This window comes from Labrys sp. LIt4, assembly GCF_017813775.1.
GTDB lineage: Bacteria > Pseudomonadota > Alphaproteobacteria > Rhizobiales > Labraceae > Labrys > Labrys okinawensis_A.
This window is the reverse complement of record NZ_JAGIPY010000018.1, coordinates 100990-118788: the sequence shown is the minus strand read 5'-3', so window position 1 is coordinate 118788 and position 17799 is coordinate 100990. Positions and strand designations below refer to the sequence as shown.

Annotated in this window: 16 protein-coding genes; 8 read left to right on the top strand and 8 right to left on the bottom strand. The window is 61.3% G+C overall.

Going from position 1 to position 17799, the window contains the following annotated elements; translation table 11 throughout:
* The first annotated feature begins 516 nt into the window (after window positions 1–516).
* On the top strand, window positions 517–795 hold the full coding sequence (locus J8I29_RS30125; protein WP_245197347.1) for a hypothetical protein: 279 nt from the start codon (window positions 517–519) through the stop codon (window positions 793–795).
* Here J8I29_RS30125 and J8I29_RS25185 read toward each other — a convergent pair.
* A protein-coding gene (locus J8I29_RS25185; RefSeq protein WP_209433748.1) for an IS630 family transposase occupies window positions 786–1852 on the bottom strand; the annotation gives its coding sequence in 2 pieces (ribosomal slippage) (window positions 786–1366 and window positions 1366–1852; 1068 coding nt in all). The genes J8I29_RS30125 and J8I29_RS25185 overlap by 10 nt on opposite strands.
* 155 nt (window positions 1853–2007) lie before the next feature.
* Here J8I29_RS25185 and J8I29_RS25180 point away from each other — a divergent pair.
* The 6 genes from J8I29_RS25180 to J8I29_RS25155 all read left to right on the top strand — a co-directional run bounded on the left by J8I29_RS25180 (window position 2008) and on the right by J8I29_RS25155 (window position 8250).
* On the top strand, window positions 2008–2358 hold the full coding sequence (locus tag J8I29_RS25180; protein WP_209433747.1) for a hypothetical protein: 351 nt from the start codon (window positions 2008–2010) through the stop codon (window positions 2356–2358).
* A gap of 956 nt (window positions 2359–3314) precedes the next feature.
* On the top strand, window positions 3315–4187 hold the full coding sequence (locus J8I29_RS25175) for a LysR family transcriptional regulator (protein ID WP_209433746.1): 873 nt from the start codon (window positions 3315–3317) through the stop codon (window positions 4185–4187).
* A gap of 198 nt (window positions 4188–4385) precedes the next feature.
* Complete coding sequence (locus J8I29_RS25170) at window positions 4386–5297, top strand: LysR family transcriptional regulator (RefSeq protein ID WP_209433745.1); 912 nt, start codon at window positions 4386–4388, stop codon at window positions 5295–5297.
* Between the two features lie 408 nt (window positions 5298–5705).
* Window positions 5706–6059, top strand: a complete 354-nt coding sequence (locus tag J8I29_RS25165; RefSeq protein ID WP_209433744.1) for a DUF1330 domain-containing protein — start codon at window positions 5706–5708, stop codon at window positions 6057–6059.
* A 96-nt stretch (window positions 6060–6155) separates the two neighbouring features.
* Window positions 6156–7340, top strand: a complete 1185-nt coding sequence (locus J8I29_RS25160; RefSeq protein WP_209433743.1) for an FAD-dependent monooxygenase — start codon at window positions 6156–6158, stop codon at window positions 7338–7340.
* Window positions 7315–8250: an SMP-30/gluconolactonase/LRE family protein gene (locus J8I29_RS25155; RefSeq protein ID WP_209433742.1), complete on the top strand. Its 936-nt coding sequence runs from the start codon at window positions 7315–7317 to the stop codon at window positions 8248–8250. The genes J8I29_RS25160 and J8I29_RS25155 overlap by 26 nt, the downstream gene beginning before the upstream one ends.
* Before the next feature lie 262 nt (window positions 8251–8512).
* Here J8I29_RS25155 and J8I29_RS25150 read toward each other — a convergent pair whose 3' ends face one another.
* Both J8I29_RS25150 and J8I29_RS25145 read right to left on the bottom strand, forming a co-directional pair.
* Window positions 8513–10300 (bottom strand): MFS transporter, encoded by a 1788-nt coding sequence (locus tag J8I29_RS25150; RefSeq protein ID WP_209433741.1) that lies wholly within the window; start codon window positions 10298–10300, stop codon window positions 8513–8515.
* 76 nt (window positions 10301–10376) lie between these two features.
* Window positions 10377–11336, bottom strand: a complete 960-nt coding sequence (locus J8I29_RS25145; RefSeq protein ID WP_209433740.1) for an alpha/beta fold hydrolase — start codon at window positions 11334–11336, stop codon at window positions 10377–10379.
* Window positions 11337–12116: 780 nt separating this feature from the next.
* On the opposite strand from J8I29_RS25145, the gene J8I29_RS25140 reads away from it, so the two are divergent.
* Window positions 12117–12329: a hypothetical protein gene (locus J8I29_RS25140; protein ID WP_209433739.1), complete on the top strand. Its 213-nt coding sequence runs from the start codon at window positions 12117–12119 to the stop codon at window positions 12327–12329.
* A gap of 255 nt (window positions 12330–12584) precedes the next feature.
* Here the strand turns inward: J8I29_RS25140 and J8I29_RS25135 are convergent, their stop codons facing one another.
* From J8I29_RS25135 to J8I29_RS25115, 5 genes are read right to left on the bottom strand one after another with little or no spacing between them, the layout of a single operon-like run.
* Complete coding sequence (locus tag J8I29_RS25135; protein ID WP_209433738.1) at window positions 12585–13400, bottom strand: dipeptide/oligopeptide/nickel ABC transporter ATP-binding protein; 816 nt, start codon at window positions 13398–13400, stop codon at window positions 12585–12587.
* Window positions 13401–13403: 3 nt separating this feature from the next.
* Window positions 13404–14324: an ABC transporter ATP-binding protein gene (locus J8I29_RS25130; protein WP_209433737.1), complete on the bottom strand. Its 921-nt coding sequence runs from the start codon at window positions 14322–14324 to the stop codon at window positions 13404–13406.
* Between the two features lie 23 nt (window positions 14325–14347).
* Window positions 14348–15223 carry an ABC transporter permease gene (locus J8I29_RS25125; protein WP_209433736.1) on the bottom strand — a complete coding sequence of 292 codons (876 nt, stop codon included), beginning with the start codon at window positions 15221–15223 and terminating at the stop codon, window positions 14348–14350.
* Window positions 15223–16170, bottom strand: a complete 948-nt coding sequence (locus tag J8I29_RS25120) for an ABC transporter permease (protein WP_209433735.1) — start codon at window positions 16168–16170, stop codon at window positions 15223–15225. The genes J8I29_RS25125 and J8I29_RS25120 overlap by 1 nt, the downstream gene beginning before the upstream one ends.
* A gap of 14 nt (window positions 16171–16184) precedes the next feature.
* Window positions 16185–17765: an ABC transporter substrate-binding protein gene (locus J8I29_RS25115; RefSeq protein WP_209433734.1), complete on the bottom strand. Its 1581-nt coding sequence runs from the start codon at window positions 17763–17765 to the stop codon at window positions 16185–16187.
* Window positions 17766–17799 lie beyond the last annotated feature (34 nt).

Genomic DNA, 17799 nt, shown 5'->3' with positions numbered 1-17799 from the left:
GAGGGCGGTTCGGCCGGCTCGGTCGCCGCCAAGCATGTCATGCACATCGCCTCGCATGTCTCGGGCTATACCAGCGGAATTACGGAGACAGTGCACTCTATTGATCGTACCTAAGTCTAGCCGCCTTGTGTCACGATGGCTCGGCTTGCACGCATCGTGGTTCCCGGTTTGCCTTAACATGTTACCCAGCGGGGCAATGGGCGGCGGCGCACTTTCTTTGGTGTCGAGGATTATGTCTTCTACCGCGACTGCCTTACGGTCCATTGCTAGGCTGCCGGCGTCGAGGTGTGGGCCTGGTGCCTGATGCCCCATCACATGCATCTCATTCTCGTGCCCGCCTGATCCGGATGGCCTGCGGCGGGCCTTGGCGCCAACCCATCGGCGCTATGCCGTCCATGCGCGTGAGAAGCGGACGGGGCATTTTGTGCAGGGGCGCTATGGCGCGGTTGCCATGGATGAGGCGCATCTCCTGCATGCGGTGCGCTATGTCTGTCTCAATCCTGTGCGGGTCAGCCTTTGGAACGAGCTCAGGATTGGCGCTGGGCCAGCACGCGAGCCCATCTTCTGGGGCAGGAAGACGGTAACACCAGCTTCGCGCTGGTTCGCCAGCGCGTCGCCGATTTCTCTGATTTGCTCGACAATGTGGACGAGGCGATGTTCAACCGCATCCGCCGGGCGGAGAGTGTCGGACGCCCGCTTGGCGATGACGCCTTCATCGGCCGCATCAGGGTATTGACGGGCCGCGAGGTGAGGCCGGGGAAACGCGGGCCTTATACCAACGGCGGTTATGATTGACCGATGTGGGCCCATTTCCGCATGCCGATTGAGGTTATGACGGCCGGTAGGGCGATGAGCTTGTTCCAGGCCTCGCAAGCTGCATCGATGATGTCGTCATAACCCTCGAAGATGCAATTGGAGAGCCAGTTTTCCCTCAAATACTGGCAGATGTTTTCGACAGGGTTGAGCTCGGGCGAGCGGGAAGGCAACAAGATCAAGGTGATATTCTTTGGAAGGTTGAGCTTGTCGGTCGTGTGCCATCCTGCGCGGTCAAGGATGAGGGCGCCATGGGCGCCCGTGGCAATCTGGCGGCTGATTTCATCGAGATGTTGTTGCATGGCGTTTGTGTCGGCATATGGCATGGCCAAACCTGCACCAACACCGCGCGCCGGGCAGATGGCGCCGAACAGATAAGCGCTCTGATAGCGCTGATCCGCCGGCTGGCGAGGCCTGGTACCACGCCGGGCCCATTGGCGGACGATATCGTTTTTCTGGCCGATACGGGCCTCGTCCTGGAACCAGATCTCGATCGGCTTTGCCTTGGGCAAGTGGCCCAGATGAGCCTTCAGCGTGGCTTCGAAGTTTTTTTGAAAGCCGCAATCGTCTCGGCCTTCTGACCAGGATGGCGGGGACGGGCACTGATGTGGGAAAAGCCAAGCTGACGCAGAATGTCGCTGATACTGCGCTCCTGGTAGACGACACCAAATTGCTCCTCGATCACCCGCTTGAGATCGACCCGGCGCCAGCGGACCACCCCATCCTTGGCTCGATCCGGCCCCTTCTCCACGATCTGGGCCAAGGTCGACAATTGCTCGCTCGTCAGGCGAGCTGAAGGCCCCTTGTACCAATTGTCCTTCAACCCATCCGGGCCGTGCTCGTTGAAACGATGGACCCAGTCGCGCAGGGTCTGGCGGTCCATACCACCGATCCGCGCTGCTTCCTCTCGGCTGCGCCCCTCCAACACCGCTGCCAGCGACAAAAGCCGACGGCTCTGATTGGCGTGCTTGGTGCTGGCGGCCAGCCGTCGAAGCTCGGATGGCGCGAAATCCGATCGTATCGTCACCGCTGAGGACATGATGGAATACCTCCCCATGCCATCGAATCAGATCAACCTGATTTGGGGAATCCCTCAGAGTCAGAAATCGCCGCCGTTAGTATTAGTACCTTCCCAGGGCAATTAGGGGGTGCTAAGCCAATGCCGTTAGGTGGGTTTTGAGTGGATGTCTAGACATGATGCGAATATTTGAAAAAAATACGTATTTTTTTCTTAAGAATCTAAGAAATTATATTTTATCTAGTAATGATTATATAGATATTTTGTTGAATTTAAGAAACCGAGAATTCGAATGGGTTGCCATTGTATGGGAATCGATAATAAATGGAAGTGGTAATGCACTTTTTGTGTTTAAAAGCAATGGCGAGATATATCTATTTAGCGTATGTATTGACGATGGAAAGGTCGTTAGTTATGATGAAAAGAAACTTGATTCTTTAACTAAAATTGAAACGAATATGAAGAGAAGGATTGATATTTGCATTAATCATATAAAAGAACTTTCTGTTTTTGAACTACAGCGATGATGCGGAAGTTGCGACAATTGCGCACTTCCACCGCTGAGGTGATCCACCACCAAACCATAGTCTATGCCGTGTAGGGGGCATGTCAGCCGCTTTTCAGGCTTGCGCCAATCCAGGGTGGGATGCGGAGAAGCAGATTCTCAAAGACATATCCAGCAACGGAGCCACTTGTGCCAGCGAGCGGCAATGGAAATGGAATGGCCCTAGATTCTCACTCACGGCTTATCGAACGATGGGGTGCCGAAAATCTTAAAACAGAGCGATGCCGCGCTACCCTATGACCTGAGAATATCTGACCTGCGGGTGTCAAAATTTACCGTGATCCCGTCCGATTCCAGGAATACTGGATGAACAGCGATTGAGAGACACATGAGATTTTTGATAAGAGCGATTCTTGCGCTCCTGATAGCTTTTGCTGGCCTACCGCCAGCAATGTCACAGTCCGTACCGGCTAGCGCAAACGATTCGACTATTACGAGTCGACTGGAGCAGGCGCAATCTCTTTTTATCGGCCTTACAAACGCTTACGACCTCAATGGACCTACGAACACTTTCATACAAGCACTATCGGGCACGTGGATCAGACTTGCAGTTGTGCCATCGCTGGACGAAAATGGAACATTCTTTTCAAAGAAGGGCGATCGTATTTGCGCTACGAATACCATTTCGCTCAACCCGCCAGAAACACGTCTGGCAAGCCTGAAGGGGATCGAGTACCATGGCCAAGGCGAAGCGATACCGGTTGAATTGCGCTGGTCGGGGCGAGGATTATTCTATCTGATCAGCGATCTCGCCGGCACTGCCGCTTCGCTTCTCGGCGACAAGTGGAAAGACCCGACTCCCGAGGCACGGAGCCTCGATCGGAGCGTGGGCCGACTAGCCACAGCCGCATTCTTCTTGGTCCCGTTGAACCGCGATCTAATGTTGGCTAGCGATGAAAGTGGCCAGGATTTGCGGTTATGGGTCCGATGCCCGATGTGCACGCCCGGATAGAAGATGGCGGCATGCAGGCTGCAGGCGGCGTGGTGCTGTTCGAGCGCGGCCCGACCAGGGTAGTGCCGACGTTGGCGGGCGAACTTTACTACCGCGAATGCATCGAGGTCCTGCGCGCCCACCGGCGTTCGCGCGATGCTCTTCATCGGCTTGGCCAAGGGCTGAGCGGCGAGGTCGCCATCGGCCTGACGCCCACGCTCACGCGATGCGTGCTGGCCCCGGTGCTGCGGCAATTTCTGGCCGCGCACCCCAATGTCCGCGTTCGTATCGTCGATGCCTATGGCGATATCATTGTCGGCAGGGTGCGTGACGGCGATCTGGATATCGGGATTGTGCCGTCTTTTCCCGGCGAGCCCGGCTTGCACTCGGTGGGGTTCGCGCGGACGCCGCAGTTTTTGATTTCGGGCCGGAACTCGGGCCTCAACTTGAAGCATCGCGAGCCGGTCGAACTCGCGGCGCTCGGGCCGCTCAAGATGGTCATGCCGAGTGGCGCTCAAGGCCGCGCCCGGCCGATCAGCGCCTATCTCGACTCGGTCGGCGCTCAGATCGTTGAGCGGCTTGAGATCGACAGTTCGATCGGGGTCTACGACTTTGTCACCCACTCAGACTGGGTTTCCATCCATGCCGCTATCGCCACACTGCGCGAGTTCCATGACGATAGTGACGTGCTGGTAAATCCGATTGTTGGGCCGCCATTAGTGCTCGATCTGTTCGGTGTCGAACGCGCCCGGGAGCCGGCCAGCCCGGCGGCGCAGGCGTTCGTCGACGCCTTGCGGGCCTATGCCGTCGAACTCGAAGCCGAGACGCTTGGCTATGTCGGAGTCGCGGTTGATCATTGAAATCAACGATATGGAGGAGGATCGGAAAGCCCTATGGCCGTCGAGGAAACAAAGAACTTCGCGACAGCAGCCTGTTGCATCGACTATCGCCAATCGTCGAGTCACTGCCTCGCGGAGGGCGCTATTGTCCATCGATCGGAAGACTTTATGGTTCCGTAAGGATCGCAGCGTCTCACCGCATTGTAGGGGAAAGTACGAATGGATCGGCTTGTGGCGATGGAGGTCTTCGTCAATGTGGTCCAGGCGGGTTCCTTCTCGGGCGGGGCGCAGAGGCTGAATCTGCGACAGCCGATGGTCTCCAAGACGGTGGCGCAGCTCGAGCAGCATCTGGGCGTGCGCCTGCTGCTGCGATCCAATCAGGGCCTTATGCTGACCGAGCCGGGCCAGCGGTTCTACGACCAGGCAAGGATCGCCCTCGAACAGGTGGAGGCTAGCGAACAGGCCGCTCGCGATGCTTCGAGCGGAGTGACGGGGCGGATTCGCGTGAGCGTACCGATGACCTTTGCCTCCTTGACGCTGCTGCCGGCCCTGCCGCGCTTCCTTGACCGCCATCCCGCGCTCGAGGTCGATATCATGATGGATGACCGGTCCACCGATCTTCTCAAGGCCGGAGTCGATGTCGCTCTGCGCATCGGCACACTGAACGATTCGAGCCTGGTCGCGCGCAAGCTCGGCGAGCGGCCTCGGGCGGTGGTGGGCACACCCTCCTATTTCGCTCGGTTTGGCATTCCGCGCCATCCCGCCGACCTGGCCTCGCATCAGGCCATCGTCTACTCGCCGCGCCGAAGCGGCGCCTCGCGCACCTTCCGGCGCGGCGAGGAAGAGGTTACGGTCGAGCTCTCCGGCCGTGTCCACGTCGATGCCAATGAGGGTGTCCGGGCAGCCGTGCTGGCCAATGTGGGCCTTGCCGTAGGCTCGAATTGGATTTTCCAGCGCGATCTTGCTGAAGGTACGGTTCAGGCCGTCCTCCAGGACTGGTCGTTGCCGAGCGCGGATCTGTGGGCGCTCTTTCCCACAGGGCGCATGGCAAGCGCGAAAGCCCGTGCCTTCGTCGGTTTCGTCGAAGAAATCCTGGCGGCCTCGCCGGCCATGCAGCCGGCCAAGGATTAGGGCCAGGACCCAAATGAGGCTTGCTGAACGGGTGGAGCGGTTCTTGCCGATCCACAGCTAGGCAGGCCCACGCGGCATTTCGCCGGGCGATCAGGTGTGCTGCAGACGCAGCGCCGACATTGCTTGCCGATTCCATGGGTCCGTGAAGGTCGCGGAAGGCCAGGAGGTGCCGGCCCAACCCTGGACGGGAATGGCATTCTCCCAGGGAATGCAGTCTATCGTCCATGCTCGTCTATAAGGCATGAGAACACGCGTCTATATTCCAGACGTCAGGATTTTTCTACAAAACTCCGCAGCGACATTTTGGTAATTCGGAAAGTTGTATTTTGCCTTCTTTCCGAAGATCGGCGAAGTTTGTCTTTGGTAGGTAGATATCTTGATTGATTTCCAATAATAAGGAGAAGCCGCATGTCTGGTTTTATCATCGCTTCCATCGACGTCGAAGACCGTGAATTGTTCGATCGCTATGTCGACATGGTTGAAAACACCATTCGCAACGATGGCTTCAAGGTCGATGCGCTTTTCGATGATCATCCTTACCTCTTCGACGGCAAGTTGCCTTCGAAGCGCATCGTTCTGATGAAGTTCGAGTCAGTCGATCAGGCCAAGAAGTTCTACTACTCCGAGGGGTATCAGGACGCAGTCGCCGTGCGTCATGCCAGCTCGACGACGCACTTTTCGCTCCTGATCGACGGCGAATTGCAGCGCTGGGGCGGGCAGAGCGATGCGCCGGAAAACGCGGGCGCTTCCAAGGCGGCCTGAAAGATCGGCTCCTTATGTTTTGCGGCCGTGTCGGGATGGTGCCGGGCCATCCCGATACGGCTTCAGTACCCTCTACTCCCGTGAGGAGACAGGCCCGTGAAAACAACGCCCGGACAAACAAGCCGCGCCATCGTGATCGGCGGGTCGCTCGGTGGTCTTTTTGCAGCTTATCAGTTGCGGGCCGCTGGCTGGGATGTCGAGATTTACGAACGCTCGCCCCGCGATCTCGATAGCCGGGGTGGTGGTCTCGCGCTCCGGTCGGAGGTTGTGGATACGTTGCGCCAAGCCGACCCCGATCTCAACATCGAAGATCTGGGTATATTTCCACGCGCTCGCGTTGCCATGGCCGTGGACGGCGCCATCGAGGCACGGCATCTGGGATCGAGACCCCATACATCCTGGTCTCTCGTCTACACCAGCCTGCGCCGTGTCATCGGCAATGAGCATTACCACCAGGGCCGTGTCCTGACCGCTATCGAGGATGCGGAGAAGGGGGGCGTCCGTGCGTTCTTCGCTGACGGCAGCGCGGCGACCGCCGACCTTCTGGTAGGGGCAGATGGCGGCAATTCGACAGTTCGCCGGCTGCGCTGGCCCGCCGCAGAGCCTACCTATGCCGGTTATCTCGCCTGGCGAGGCCTGGTGGTGGAGGACGCGATGCCTCCACTGGCCCGCCGGATGTTGCATGGCGAGATCGTCTTCGCCAATCGGCCCCGTTCGCATATCCTCGGTTATCTGGTTCCGGGCGACAACAACGACGTGCGTCCCGGCCACCGCATCTTCAACTGGGTGTGGTACCGCCCCGCCGACGCCGGCATGCTTGCCGATGTCATGACCGACAGCGAGGGCATTTCCCGCTCCTACTCGGTTCCGGAAGGCCTGCTCGCTCCCAAATGGCGGGAGCACGTCTACCGAGATGCCGAAATCCTGCCGCCGCCTTTCCGCGAATTGGTGCGAGCGACGAGGGAGCCCTTCGCGCAGGCGATACGGGATCTGGCGGTGGACCACATGGTCGATGGTCGCGTCATCCTGGTGGGAGACGCGGCCTCGATTCCCCGGCCCCACACGGCGGCAAGCACGTCGAAGGCCGCTACCAATGCGCGGGCCCTGCGCGAAGCCCTGAAAGCCTGCCCCGACGACATGGACAGGGCGCTGGCGGCCTGGGAACCAGCCCAGGTGGCGCTTGGCCGCCTCCTGCGAGGCCAAGGACAGGCCCTTGGAAGGGAACTGATGCTGGAGCCTCCCTACGATGTGAGGCGTGAGCCATTACTTTCGGCAAGCTGAGCAGGCGGAGGTGGTGATGGAAGCCGGATTTCGACCGATAAGCGAAGCACGTTACCGCCTCGGCGAGAATCTACGCTGGGACGACAAGTTTCAGCACCTGTGGTGGACCGACGTTCATGACAGGCGCTTATGGCGGTTCGATCCCGCCACGGGCGAGTATCGCGACTGGCTTCTCCCGCAGCCTCTCGGAAATTTCGCGTTCACGACGACGCCCGGTATTTTGCTCGTAGGCCTGCAGCATAGGCTCGCGCGTTTCGATACCGTCAAGGACGAACTCATTCTGCTCGATGAAGTCGAACCGGAACATGAAAACACGATGATCAATGACGGTGGCTGCGACCGCCATGGCAATTTCGTGTTCGGTACGATCGAGGAGAGCCGGAAGGAGCCAATCTGCCACTATTACCGCTTCACGCCAGGAGGCCGTCTTCAGCGGCTGGACCTACCCCAAGCGATCGTCACCAACAGCATCTGCTTTAGCCTGGATGGCGGCACGATGTATTTCGGTGACTCGCCGACCCGCCGCATCATGGCCTGCGACTATGACGGCGGCAGCGGGGAGGTTGCCAATATCCGCCTCTTCGCTGCGACGGATGATGTGCCCGCAGGAGGCCCTGACGGCGCGATCATCGATGCAAACGGCTATCTCTGGAGTGCGCAGTGGGGCGCTTCGAGGGTGGTGCGCTACGCTCCCGACGGGCGAATCGACCTCGTGGTTCCGCTGCCCGTGAGCCGTCCAACCTGTCCGGCCTTCGGAGGGCCCAATTACGAGAGTCTTTATGTTACCAGCGCCTATTTCGGTCTGAGCGAGAAAGCCCGAACTGTTGAGCCGCTGGCCGGCGCCATTTTCCATGGGCGCCTGCCACGAGGGCGAGACCTGCCTGAAAGCCGATATGGGCTTGGCGTGTGATTTTTGAAGTGGAGTGAGCCCGGGCGCCCGCCGCTTCCTGATTGGCGGGGGCAGATCGCCGGCAGGCCGTCAACAGCGGGAAGCGCAGCGGTACCAAACAAACCCACTCGAAGCGCTGTAGCGATGCCGTCTTAACCCGCATGGTCGAGACCGGTGGCATTCCCATCAAAATGCCGGCAAGCCTTTGGCTCGCCGGCATTGGCATAGGCTCATGACCGGCGAAAAGCCGTGCGGCGGTAAGCACCCGCTGCCCGGAGCCGCGTCACGTCGAGATGTGGTCGAACTCACGATCCTTGGTTTCCGGGATCAGGAACAAGCCGACGACGAACGCCATCGCCATAACAGCGATTGGAAACCAGAGGCCGAAATAGATGTCGCCCGTCGCCGCCACCATGGCGAACATGATGAAGGGCAACATGCCGCCGAACGCCGCGTTGCCGACATGGTATGGCAACGACAGGGCGGAGTAGCGGAAGCGGGTCGGGAACAATTCGACCAGGATAGCCGTTGTCGGTCCCTGCGCCGGTGTGACCGGCAGCACCAGGAGCACCAGCATCAGTACCAGCATTGGCTTGTTGATGTTGTTCGGATCGGCGGTCGCCATGGCGTAGCCGGTCTCGGTCTTGGTCGAACCGTCGCTGTTCTTCGCCAGGGAGCCATCGGTGTTGCGGACCGGCACCTGTCTACTAGCGACCGGGTAGCCGTTGTCCTTCAATGCCTTGAAGAGATTCGACACAAAGTCGGCTTTGGCGGCGGCAGCAGCGGACTTGTCCAGCCCGGCCGTCTGCGGATATTCAACCGACGTGTCGCCGACCTTGACTGCTGCTCGCGCGCCGCCCGGAGCCGCTTCATTCGCGTAGGCGACCGAATTGCTGGCGAGAACGTTCTTCACCACGTCGCAGGGAGAGACGAATTTCGCTGTTCCGATCGGGTCGAACTGCACCGAGCAATCGGCCGGATCGGCAAGTACGGTCACCCTGGTATTGACCAGCGCGGCTTCAAGCGCCGGGTTGCCGTAGTGTGTGATCGCTTTGAACAGCGGCTGGAAGGCTAGCATGGCGATCAGCAGGCCGGTCAGCATCAGCGGCTTGCGGCCGAACTTGTCGGACAGCCAGCCGAACAGGACGAAGAACGGCATGCCGACCAGCAGCGAACACGCGAGCAGAACGGAGGCCGTCATCAGGTCGATGTGCAGCGCCTTGGTCATGAATAGAAGTATGTAGAATTGAGCCGTGTAGCCGACCACGGCCTGGCCGGCGACGACCCCGAAGAGGGCAGTCAGCACGATCTTCAGATTCTTCCACTCGAGAAATGCCTCCTTGAGCGGTGCCTTTGAAATGGCACCCTCGGCTTTCATCGCTAGGAACAGCGGGCTCTCTTCCAACTGAACGCGGATCCAAGTTGAGATGCCAAGCAGCACGATGGACAGCAGGAACGGCAGACGCCAGCCCCACTCGGCAAAGGCCTCATCGCCCACGAGCAGACGGACCGCCAGCGCGACCATCAAGGCCAGGAACAGCCCCGCTCCGCCAGTGGTGATGATGAAACTGGTGAAGTAACCGCGTTTGCCTTGCGGCGCATGCTCGGCGACGTAAACAGCCGCGCCGCCATATTCGCCGCCCAACGCCAAGCCCTGCAGGATACGCGGGCCGATCAGGATGGTCGGCGCCAGGAAGCCAACGCCGAGATGTTCCTCGAACCAGTCATATGTCGGCAGCAAGCCGACGAGGAATGTCGCGACTCCCATGAGGACGATCGTGACCAGGAAGGTATATTTGCGGCCGACGAGATCGCCGGCACGGCCGAACACCAGAGCGCCGAAGGGCCGCACCAGGAAGCCCGCGGCAAAAGCCAGCAATACCGCCAAGAAGCGTGCAGTCTCGCTCAGCGGCGAGAAGAAGTGGTCGGCGATGTAAGCTGTGAGGGCGCCGTATAGAAAGAAGTCATACCACTCGAATGCGGTTCCGAGGGAGGAGGCCATGATGACCTTCTTTTCCTCCCAGGTGAGAGGGGTGTTGGTCGATGCGGCCGGCGCGGTTGCATAGATCATAGATTCCTCCCTGGGACGACGAGGCGCGCCTTGTCATCTTGGATTTGTGTCCGGTCATGAGATTGGGCGTCTGCGGTCAGGCGATTTCAGACCGCGCCTGCGGTGGCTGGCGCAGATGCTTGTCGAAGAATGCCAGCATGTGGCCGATCACCGTGCGGAACACTTCTGGGTTGCGCGGCTCGTAAACGTCGACATGATTGGCATCGTCGAGCAGGATCAGTTCTTTCGGTTCATGAGCATGGTCGTAGAAGCTCTGCGCTTCAGTGAAGGGAACCATGGTGTCGCGTCGGGCATGGATGAACAGCTTGGCGCGCGGTCCGATCCGGGCGACGTAGTCCTCCGGCACAAAGCGGACGCAATAGTCGTAGCTGGCCATCGGATAGCCGTCCGGATACCCCTCGTCGGTCTTGTACATGGTCTTCAGTGCGTCGACCTCGCCGCGGCCGGAAGGCACCAGCTCGTTATAGGTGACACGGCGGGATACGCCGGTCATGACGCGCCGCACGCGATCCTCCTTGAGCTCGTCCTCCCAATCAAGAAGCTCGCCCCAGGTGCGCTTCGACCTGAATGAGCGCCCGACATCGGCTGGCGATCCGACCGACACGACTGCGCGCACATCCTCGTCCAACGCGGCCGCGACCATGGCGGTGCTGCCGCCGAAGCTGGTGCCATAAATGGCGATGCGGTCGATATCGACGTCGGGTCGCTGGCGCACGTAGATGAGCGCGCTCAGAATGTCGTCTACTTGGTCGGTCGGTTTGTTGAGCAGGCGATAGCCTTCGCTTCCGCCGAAACCGCGATGGAAGAATTCCAGCGTGTTGTAGCCGGCGGCTGCGAGTTCGCGGATATAGCCCGGCATATAGGTGCTCTTGCGCCCGGTGTAGCCGTGGATGCAGACAATGGTGGGCTTCTTCGCCTGATTGCCGCTGCCCGGCGTGAAAGCGGCGTCGATCTTCAGTCCATCGGAATAAAAGACGACGGGTTCGGTGTTGGGCGTGGACAGGGGGGAAGCCGTCTCGGCTTTGATGATATCCATGGTGGCGGTTCTCCTCCAACGCTCGTAACGGGCATCTGGCATCGCGGTAGAGCCGATCCGCTGCCGCGGAAGAGAACCGCCGTCACCAGTGTTTGACCTTTCGCTGGCGAGGGAGGATAGGCGTAACACGCCATAAATAGAAATGATCTAACTTAATTTCCTTCATTATAACTCTTAATAATGGACGACTCCTTTGGGTCAGATATAGGCTTCGATTGGAAGAAGGTCATTCGATGAGGGAGTAGGCGGTCGTTCGACTTTCATTTCACATCGCAAGCGCAATTTAAGAGCAAATCCGGCTCCCGCAACCAGTTCCAGCATAAATCAATCACCGCCCTGATCCGATCACCAGGGCGGTTTTTACATTGTTGGTTTGAACTCCCATGCACCTGCCGCGATGACATAAGGGGAAACGGCCGCGCCAGCTGTTCTGCCGTCGTCCTCCCGCGTGCCGTCGGCAATGACATGGGTTGGCGATGCACACCTGCTCGCCCTGCTTTGAAAGCCGACTCGGCCGGCGCCGCGTCAATCTCGGCGCGACGGATTTCGCCATTCTCTTCGGACTCCCTGACGGTGTCATAACCATGGGCGTTATCACCGCCGGCCTGCCCTGTTCGATCGATCCTCGCTGTATGCAGCGTGTCTGCGGAAGGTGGACAGGACGTCACAATCTGCTCAGCCGATTTGCATCATCGGGAACGGGCGCCGAGGCGATGTGGTTAGACTATCAGGCGCATGTCCGGCTGGGTTGGGGAGATGCCTGTGTAGGAGGAGCAAGCTATGGTCAGCCAAACCGACCGTGATCCCAGACATCACATCCGGCAGATGAAGGCTCGCTTGCGGGAGATTACCGACCATCTGCGCGAGGATATCGATAAGGTGGACGAGCCGCAGCTGAAGGCGATGTTCGAGGCGTCTGCCGAGGTCCTTACTGGCCTTATGAAGGCATTCAGCGATTACGAGCAGAAGAGCGAAAGCGCTTGGCGAAAATAGCTGGGCCTCCGCTAGAGTGTTCACTTTCCCGCATGCTTTTGCATCGAAGGTCTGATTCGACAGGAGCAGATGTCGACTTGCTGAATGATGCGACGAAGAGGGGTTGCAAGAAAGACACCGGCCTGCCTGCTGATGAACAGGCCGAGCTCCAAGCCCAGGATTGTCGGGGCGGCGAAGCTACCGAGAAGCCAGTACGGCCCCCTCCAAGAGGAGCATCAATCAAATAACTGACAGGGATCAATTGCCGAAGCAGCGCTATGACGTCACTCCAGGGACGGGAGACATGGACAGATCTGCTTCGAGCAGGCGCAATGTCGCCGGAGCCATGGCTCGCCGTCCGATAAGGCGAGCCGCCACGTTCTCGACCACGCGTCCTTCGTCGAGCACCAGGATGCGGTCGCAGAAGGATTGAACGACCGCCAGATTGTGGCTGATGAACAGATAGGTCAGGCCGAGCTGCTGCCTGAGTTCGAGCAGCAGCGCCAGGATCTGGGCCTGCACGGAGACGTCGAGGGCAGAGGTCGGCTCGTCCAGGATCAGGCACTCGGCTTCGACGCCGAGCGAGCGGGCGATGTTGATGCGCTGGCGCTGCCCGCCGGAGAATTCATGCGGATAGCGTTCCGCCGCATCGGGACTGAGGCCGACAAGGCCTAGGAGCTGGGCCGTACGCTCGCGCGCCTCCTCGCGGCTGCCGGCAACGCCCAGACGCAACATGGGCGTTGCGATCTGGGGCCCCACGCGCCGGCGCGGGTTGAGGGCCGAGGAGGCATCCTGAAGCACGAGCTGGAGCCGGCGGCGCAGGGGCCGGCGCGCCCGGTCGGACAGCCCGTCGATCCTGGCGCCGTCGAACAGGATCTCGCCGCCGTCGGGCTCGTCGAGCCCGGTCAGCAAGCGTCCGATCGTCGACTTGCCCGAACCCGAGGCGCCGATGATGCCGACGATCTCGCCGCGTTCGATCGAGAAGTCGACGCCCTCGACGGCGACGACCTCGTGCCGCGGGCCGAACAGGCCGGTGCGTACACGGTAATGGCGCGTGAGGCCGTGGATCTCCAGGAGAGGGGATGCCGTCATCCTTCAGCGCCCCGCCGCATGAGCAAGGCCGGCGCTGCGGTTTGGCTCGATGATGGCTCTGGGCGAGGGACGGGGCAGGGAATGACCAAGGCGCGGCACCGCATCGATCAGAGTTGCGGTATAGGGGTGTTGGGGTGCCGCGAGGACCCGCGTTGTCGGGCCGGTCTCGACGATGCGTCCGTGCTGCATGACGGCGATGCGATCGCTGAGAAAAGACACCACGCCGAAATCATGGGTGATCAGCAGGACGGCGGTGCCGTAGCTGTCGCGGATGCGCGCCAGCAGTGTCAGGATCTGCTTTTGGGTGGCGGTGTCGAGCGCTGTCGTCGGCTCGTCGGCGATGATGAGCTTGGGGCGGCTGTTGATCGCCATGGCGATCAGCACGCGCTGGCGCATGCCGCCGCTCAGCCTGTGCGGATAGGAGGCCATGACACGCTCGGCCGCCTCGATGCCGACTTCCCCGAGCCAGCGCACGGCTTCGCGGCGAGCCTCGCTGCGGCTGAGGCCATTGCGGAAGGCGATCATGTCGGCGAGCTGGCGGCCGATGGTGGAGGTCGGGTTCAGGGAGGTCAGGGAACTCTGCACGATGAAAGCGATGTCCTGGCGCAGGATGCGCTGGCGGTCGCGCGTGCCGGCGGCGAGCAGGTCCCTGCCCTGGAAGAGAATGCGCCCTTGAGTGATCCGGGCGGCTGGACGTGGCAGCAGGCCGACGATCGATGTCGCTGTCATGGTCTTGCCTGAGCCCGACTCGCCGACGAGGGCAAGAATCTCGCCGGCCCTGAGTTCGAGATCGACGCCCCTGACGGCCTCGATCGAGCGGCGGGGGGTGGTGATGGTGACGTGCAGATCGGCGAGGCGCAAAAGCTCGGAAGGGTCCTGCGGCGCCTGAACCTTGTGATGCGCGATGGGGGCAATGATCGGCATGGCCGCTCCTTCAGCAGGTTCGATTACGCATGGTGATGAGGGTCCAGCCAGTTTCGCAGGCCGCTGCCGAGCCAGTTGAACGCCAGCGAAACCACAATGATGGCGATGCCGGGGGCGATGACCACATGCGGCGCGCCCTCGGCGAATACGCCGACGCCGTCCACGGTCATCCGGCCCCAGTCGGCCAAAGGCGGCTGGATGCCGAGGCCGAGGAAGCTGAGGCCCGAGGAAAAGCCGATCATCGGCCCGATCAGCGTGGTAGCGTAGATGATGGCGGGCGAGAGTATGTTAGGCAGGAGCTCGCCGAAGAGAATGGCCCACCGGCTGGCGCCAAGCAGACGCGCGGCCTCGAGATATTCGCGCCCGGTTTCCGCCAGCACCGCGAAATAGACCACGCGCGTCATGTAGGGAACCAGCGACAGCGCGATGGTGGCGATGATGGTGGCGAGGCCCGGGCCGAGCACGGCGGCGATGGCGATCGCAAACAGGATCATCGGAAAGGCGAAGAGCACGTCGATGCCGCGCATGATCACCTCACCCAGAGGCTTGCGCGCGAAGCCGGCGGCGAGGCCAAGGCCGAGGCTGACGAGGAAGGCGATGGCGACCGGGACGATACTGGCGATCAGGGACAGCCGCGCCCCCCAGATCAGACGGGAGAGGATGTCGCGGCCCTGGCCGTCGAGCCCGAGCCAATGGCCGGGCGTGCCGGGGGGCGCCAGCCGCAGGGCGCCCTCGCCGATGTCGGGATCATAGGGCGAGAGCAAAGGCGCCAGCGCCGCCAGGCCGATCACCGCGACGATGATGGCAAGGCCGATGACGCCCCTGTTGATCCAGCGGCGTCGTGCAGGCGTTTCGGTGGGCGATGCTCCGAGGGAATTCGAGGCCTGGAAGAATGACATCAGGCCCTCGCTCGCGGATTGAGCCAGACCAGCGCCAGATCGACGATCAGGTTGATCAGGATGAAGGTCGCGGCGATCATCAGCACGCCGGTCTGGATGACCGGGATGTCGTGCGCCGTGATGGCGTTGTAAAGCTGGGCGCTCAGGCCGGGCCAGGCGAACACCGTCTCCACGAAGATCACGCCGCCGAACAGCGTGCCGAATTGGAGGCCGCCGATGCTGACGATCGGCGCCAGGATGTTGCGGGCGATCTGGGTGAACAGCAGCCTCGACGTCGACATGCCGGCGGAGGCGAACATCCTGGCATAGTCGGCATTGAGCGCGTCGATGACGCTGGCGCGTGTCAGCCGCATGATGATGGCGATGGCGAGCACTGCGGCCGAGAAGGCGGGCAGGACCAGATGGGCGAGAAGGTCGGCCAGGGAATGGGACCCCCTGAGATTGTACATGCCCGAGGACGGCAGCCAGCGCAGCTGCTTGGAAACAAGCCAGATCAGCATGATGCCGAGCCAGAACACCGGCGTCGCCGCCAAGCCTTCGCTGACCGCCGCCGCCAACCGGTCGAACCACCCCCCGGCCCGCAAGCCGGAGAGCACGCCGAGCAGCACGCCGAAAGTCAAGGCGATCGCCAGGCTCGCCAGGGCCAGGATGAAGGTGTTGACATAGGCGGGGACGAGGATGTCGAGCACCGGCACATGCATGGTGATGGAGGTGCCGAAATGGCCGCCCAGCAGGCCCCACAACCAGGCGCCATATTGGACGAGGAAGGGCCTGTCGAGGCCGAGATCGCGGCGGATCTGGTCGGCAGTCTCGCCCGAGGCATCGCGGCCGAGCATGGTCGCCACCGGGTCTCCCGGGCTGAGATAGACCACCAGGAAGACCAGGAAGGTGACCAGCGCCAGAATGGCCAGCGAGGCGGCGGCGCGGCGTGCGACCAGGGCGATCATCCCAGCACCCCGGCCTATTGCTTTTCCTTCAGCCAGACATGGCTGAGATCATACCAATCCTGGGCGGGGGTGGCGAAGCCGCCGACATTCTTGCCCGCGGCATAGTGGGTGCGCTCATAGTAGATCGGCAGCTTGCCGACGTCGGCGGCCAGGATCCAGTTGGCCTCGCGCCATTTGTCCCTGATATCCTCGGCCTTGACGGCGGTGATCGCCTCATGGACAGCCCTGTCGAAGGCGGGATTGTTGTAGTTGCCCGTATTGCCGCTGCTCTTGCTGTGGGCGACGATGTAGAGCCAATAGGGGGTGAGAAAGCCCCATTCCATCGAGGTCAGGGCGACCTCAGGGCCGTTCTTCTTGTTGCGGGCGAGGAAGCTGTTCCAGTCATAGGAACGGATCTCCAGCTTGATGCCGGCCTTGGCGGCGTCGCGCTGGATCCATTCCGCCACCGGCTCGCCGCCGGCATAGATCTCCAGGAGGCCGCTGACGCCATTGGGGTGGCCGGCCTCGGCCAGCAACTGCTTGGCCTTTTCGACATGATAGGGATAGTCGCGGAAAGAGGGGTCGAAGGCGTCGCTCCCCGGGTTCAAGATGCCGTAGGCGGGGCCGGCCGTATCCTTGAGCAGGTCGCGCGCCAGCGCGGCCCGGTCGATCGACAAAGCGAGCGCCTGGCGCACGCGTACATCCTTGAAGGTCTCGTTGGCGCTGTTGAAGGTGTAGTAATAGACCGATGGCAGGTCGACATTGTCGACGCCGAAGCCTTGCGCCTTCAGCTTGGCCACGCTGTCGCGCGGCGGCCAGGAGATGATGTCGACCTCGCCGGTTTCCAGCGCGGCGACGCGGGCATTGCCGTCGATGATCGGCCGGAAGATGATGCGGTCGAGAAAGGGCTTGTCGCCCCAATAGCCGTCAAAGCGCTCGATCTCGACCTTCTGGCCGCGGATGCGCTCGACGAAGCGGTAGGGGCCGGTGCCGACAGGATGTTCGGCATAGCCGTCATTGCCGTATTTGCGGATGGCCGTGGGGCTGGCAATGCCGCCCGAACCGCCGCTGCCCTGGGCGAGCATCCGCAGGAAGGGACTGAAGGGCTCGGCGAAGGTGAGGACGAGGGTATAGTCGTCGGGCGTTTCGATCCGGCTGAGTGAGGAATAGGTATAGGCGAGGTTGGCGGCGCTGATCTTGTCGTAGAATTCGAATTTCGGATCCCAGCCGCGGCGTATGTTGAAGGCCACGGCCTCGGCATTGAAATCGGTGCCGTCCTGGAACTTGACCCCGCGGCGCAGATGGAAGGTGTAGACCCGTCCGTCCGCCGAGATCTCCCAGGATTCGGCGAGGGCCGGCTTGAGGGGCGGGACCTTCACCTCCGCACCCGATTTCGACAGGTCCTCCGTCACCAGCGCCTCGTGGATGTGACGGGCGATGCGGAAGGTCTCCCAGCCGCCTTCCCGGCCGGGATCCAGATTGGTGATCTCGGCGTTCTGGGCGACGATCAGCGTGCCGCCATATTTGTCGGCGTCGTCGGCAAGGGCCGCGCCATGGACGAGGGCGAACAGGGCGCCGGCGAGGCTCAGCCTGAGGCCCAGGGAAACGAACCGCATCGTAATCTTCCATTCATTCCAGCAGGAGGAGCGG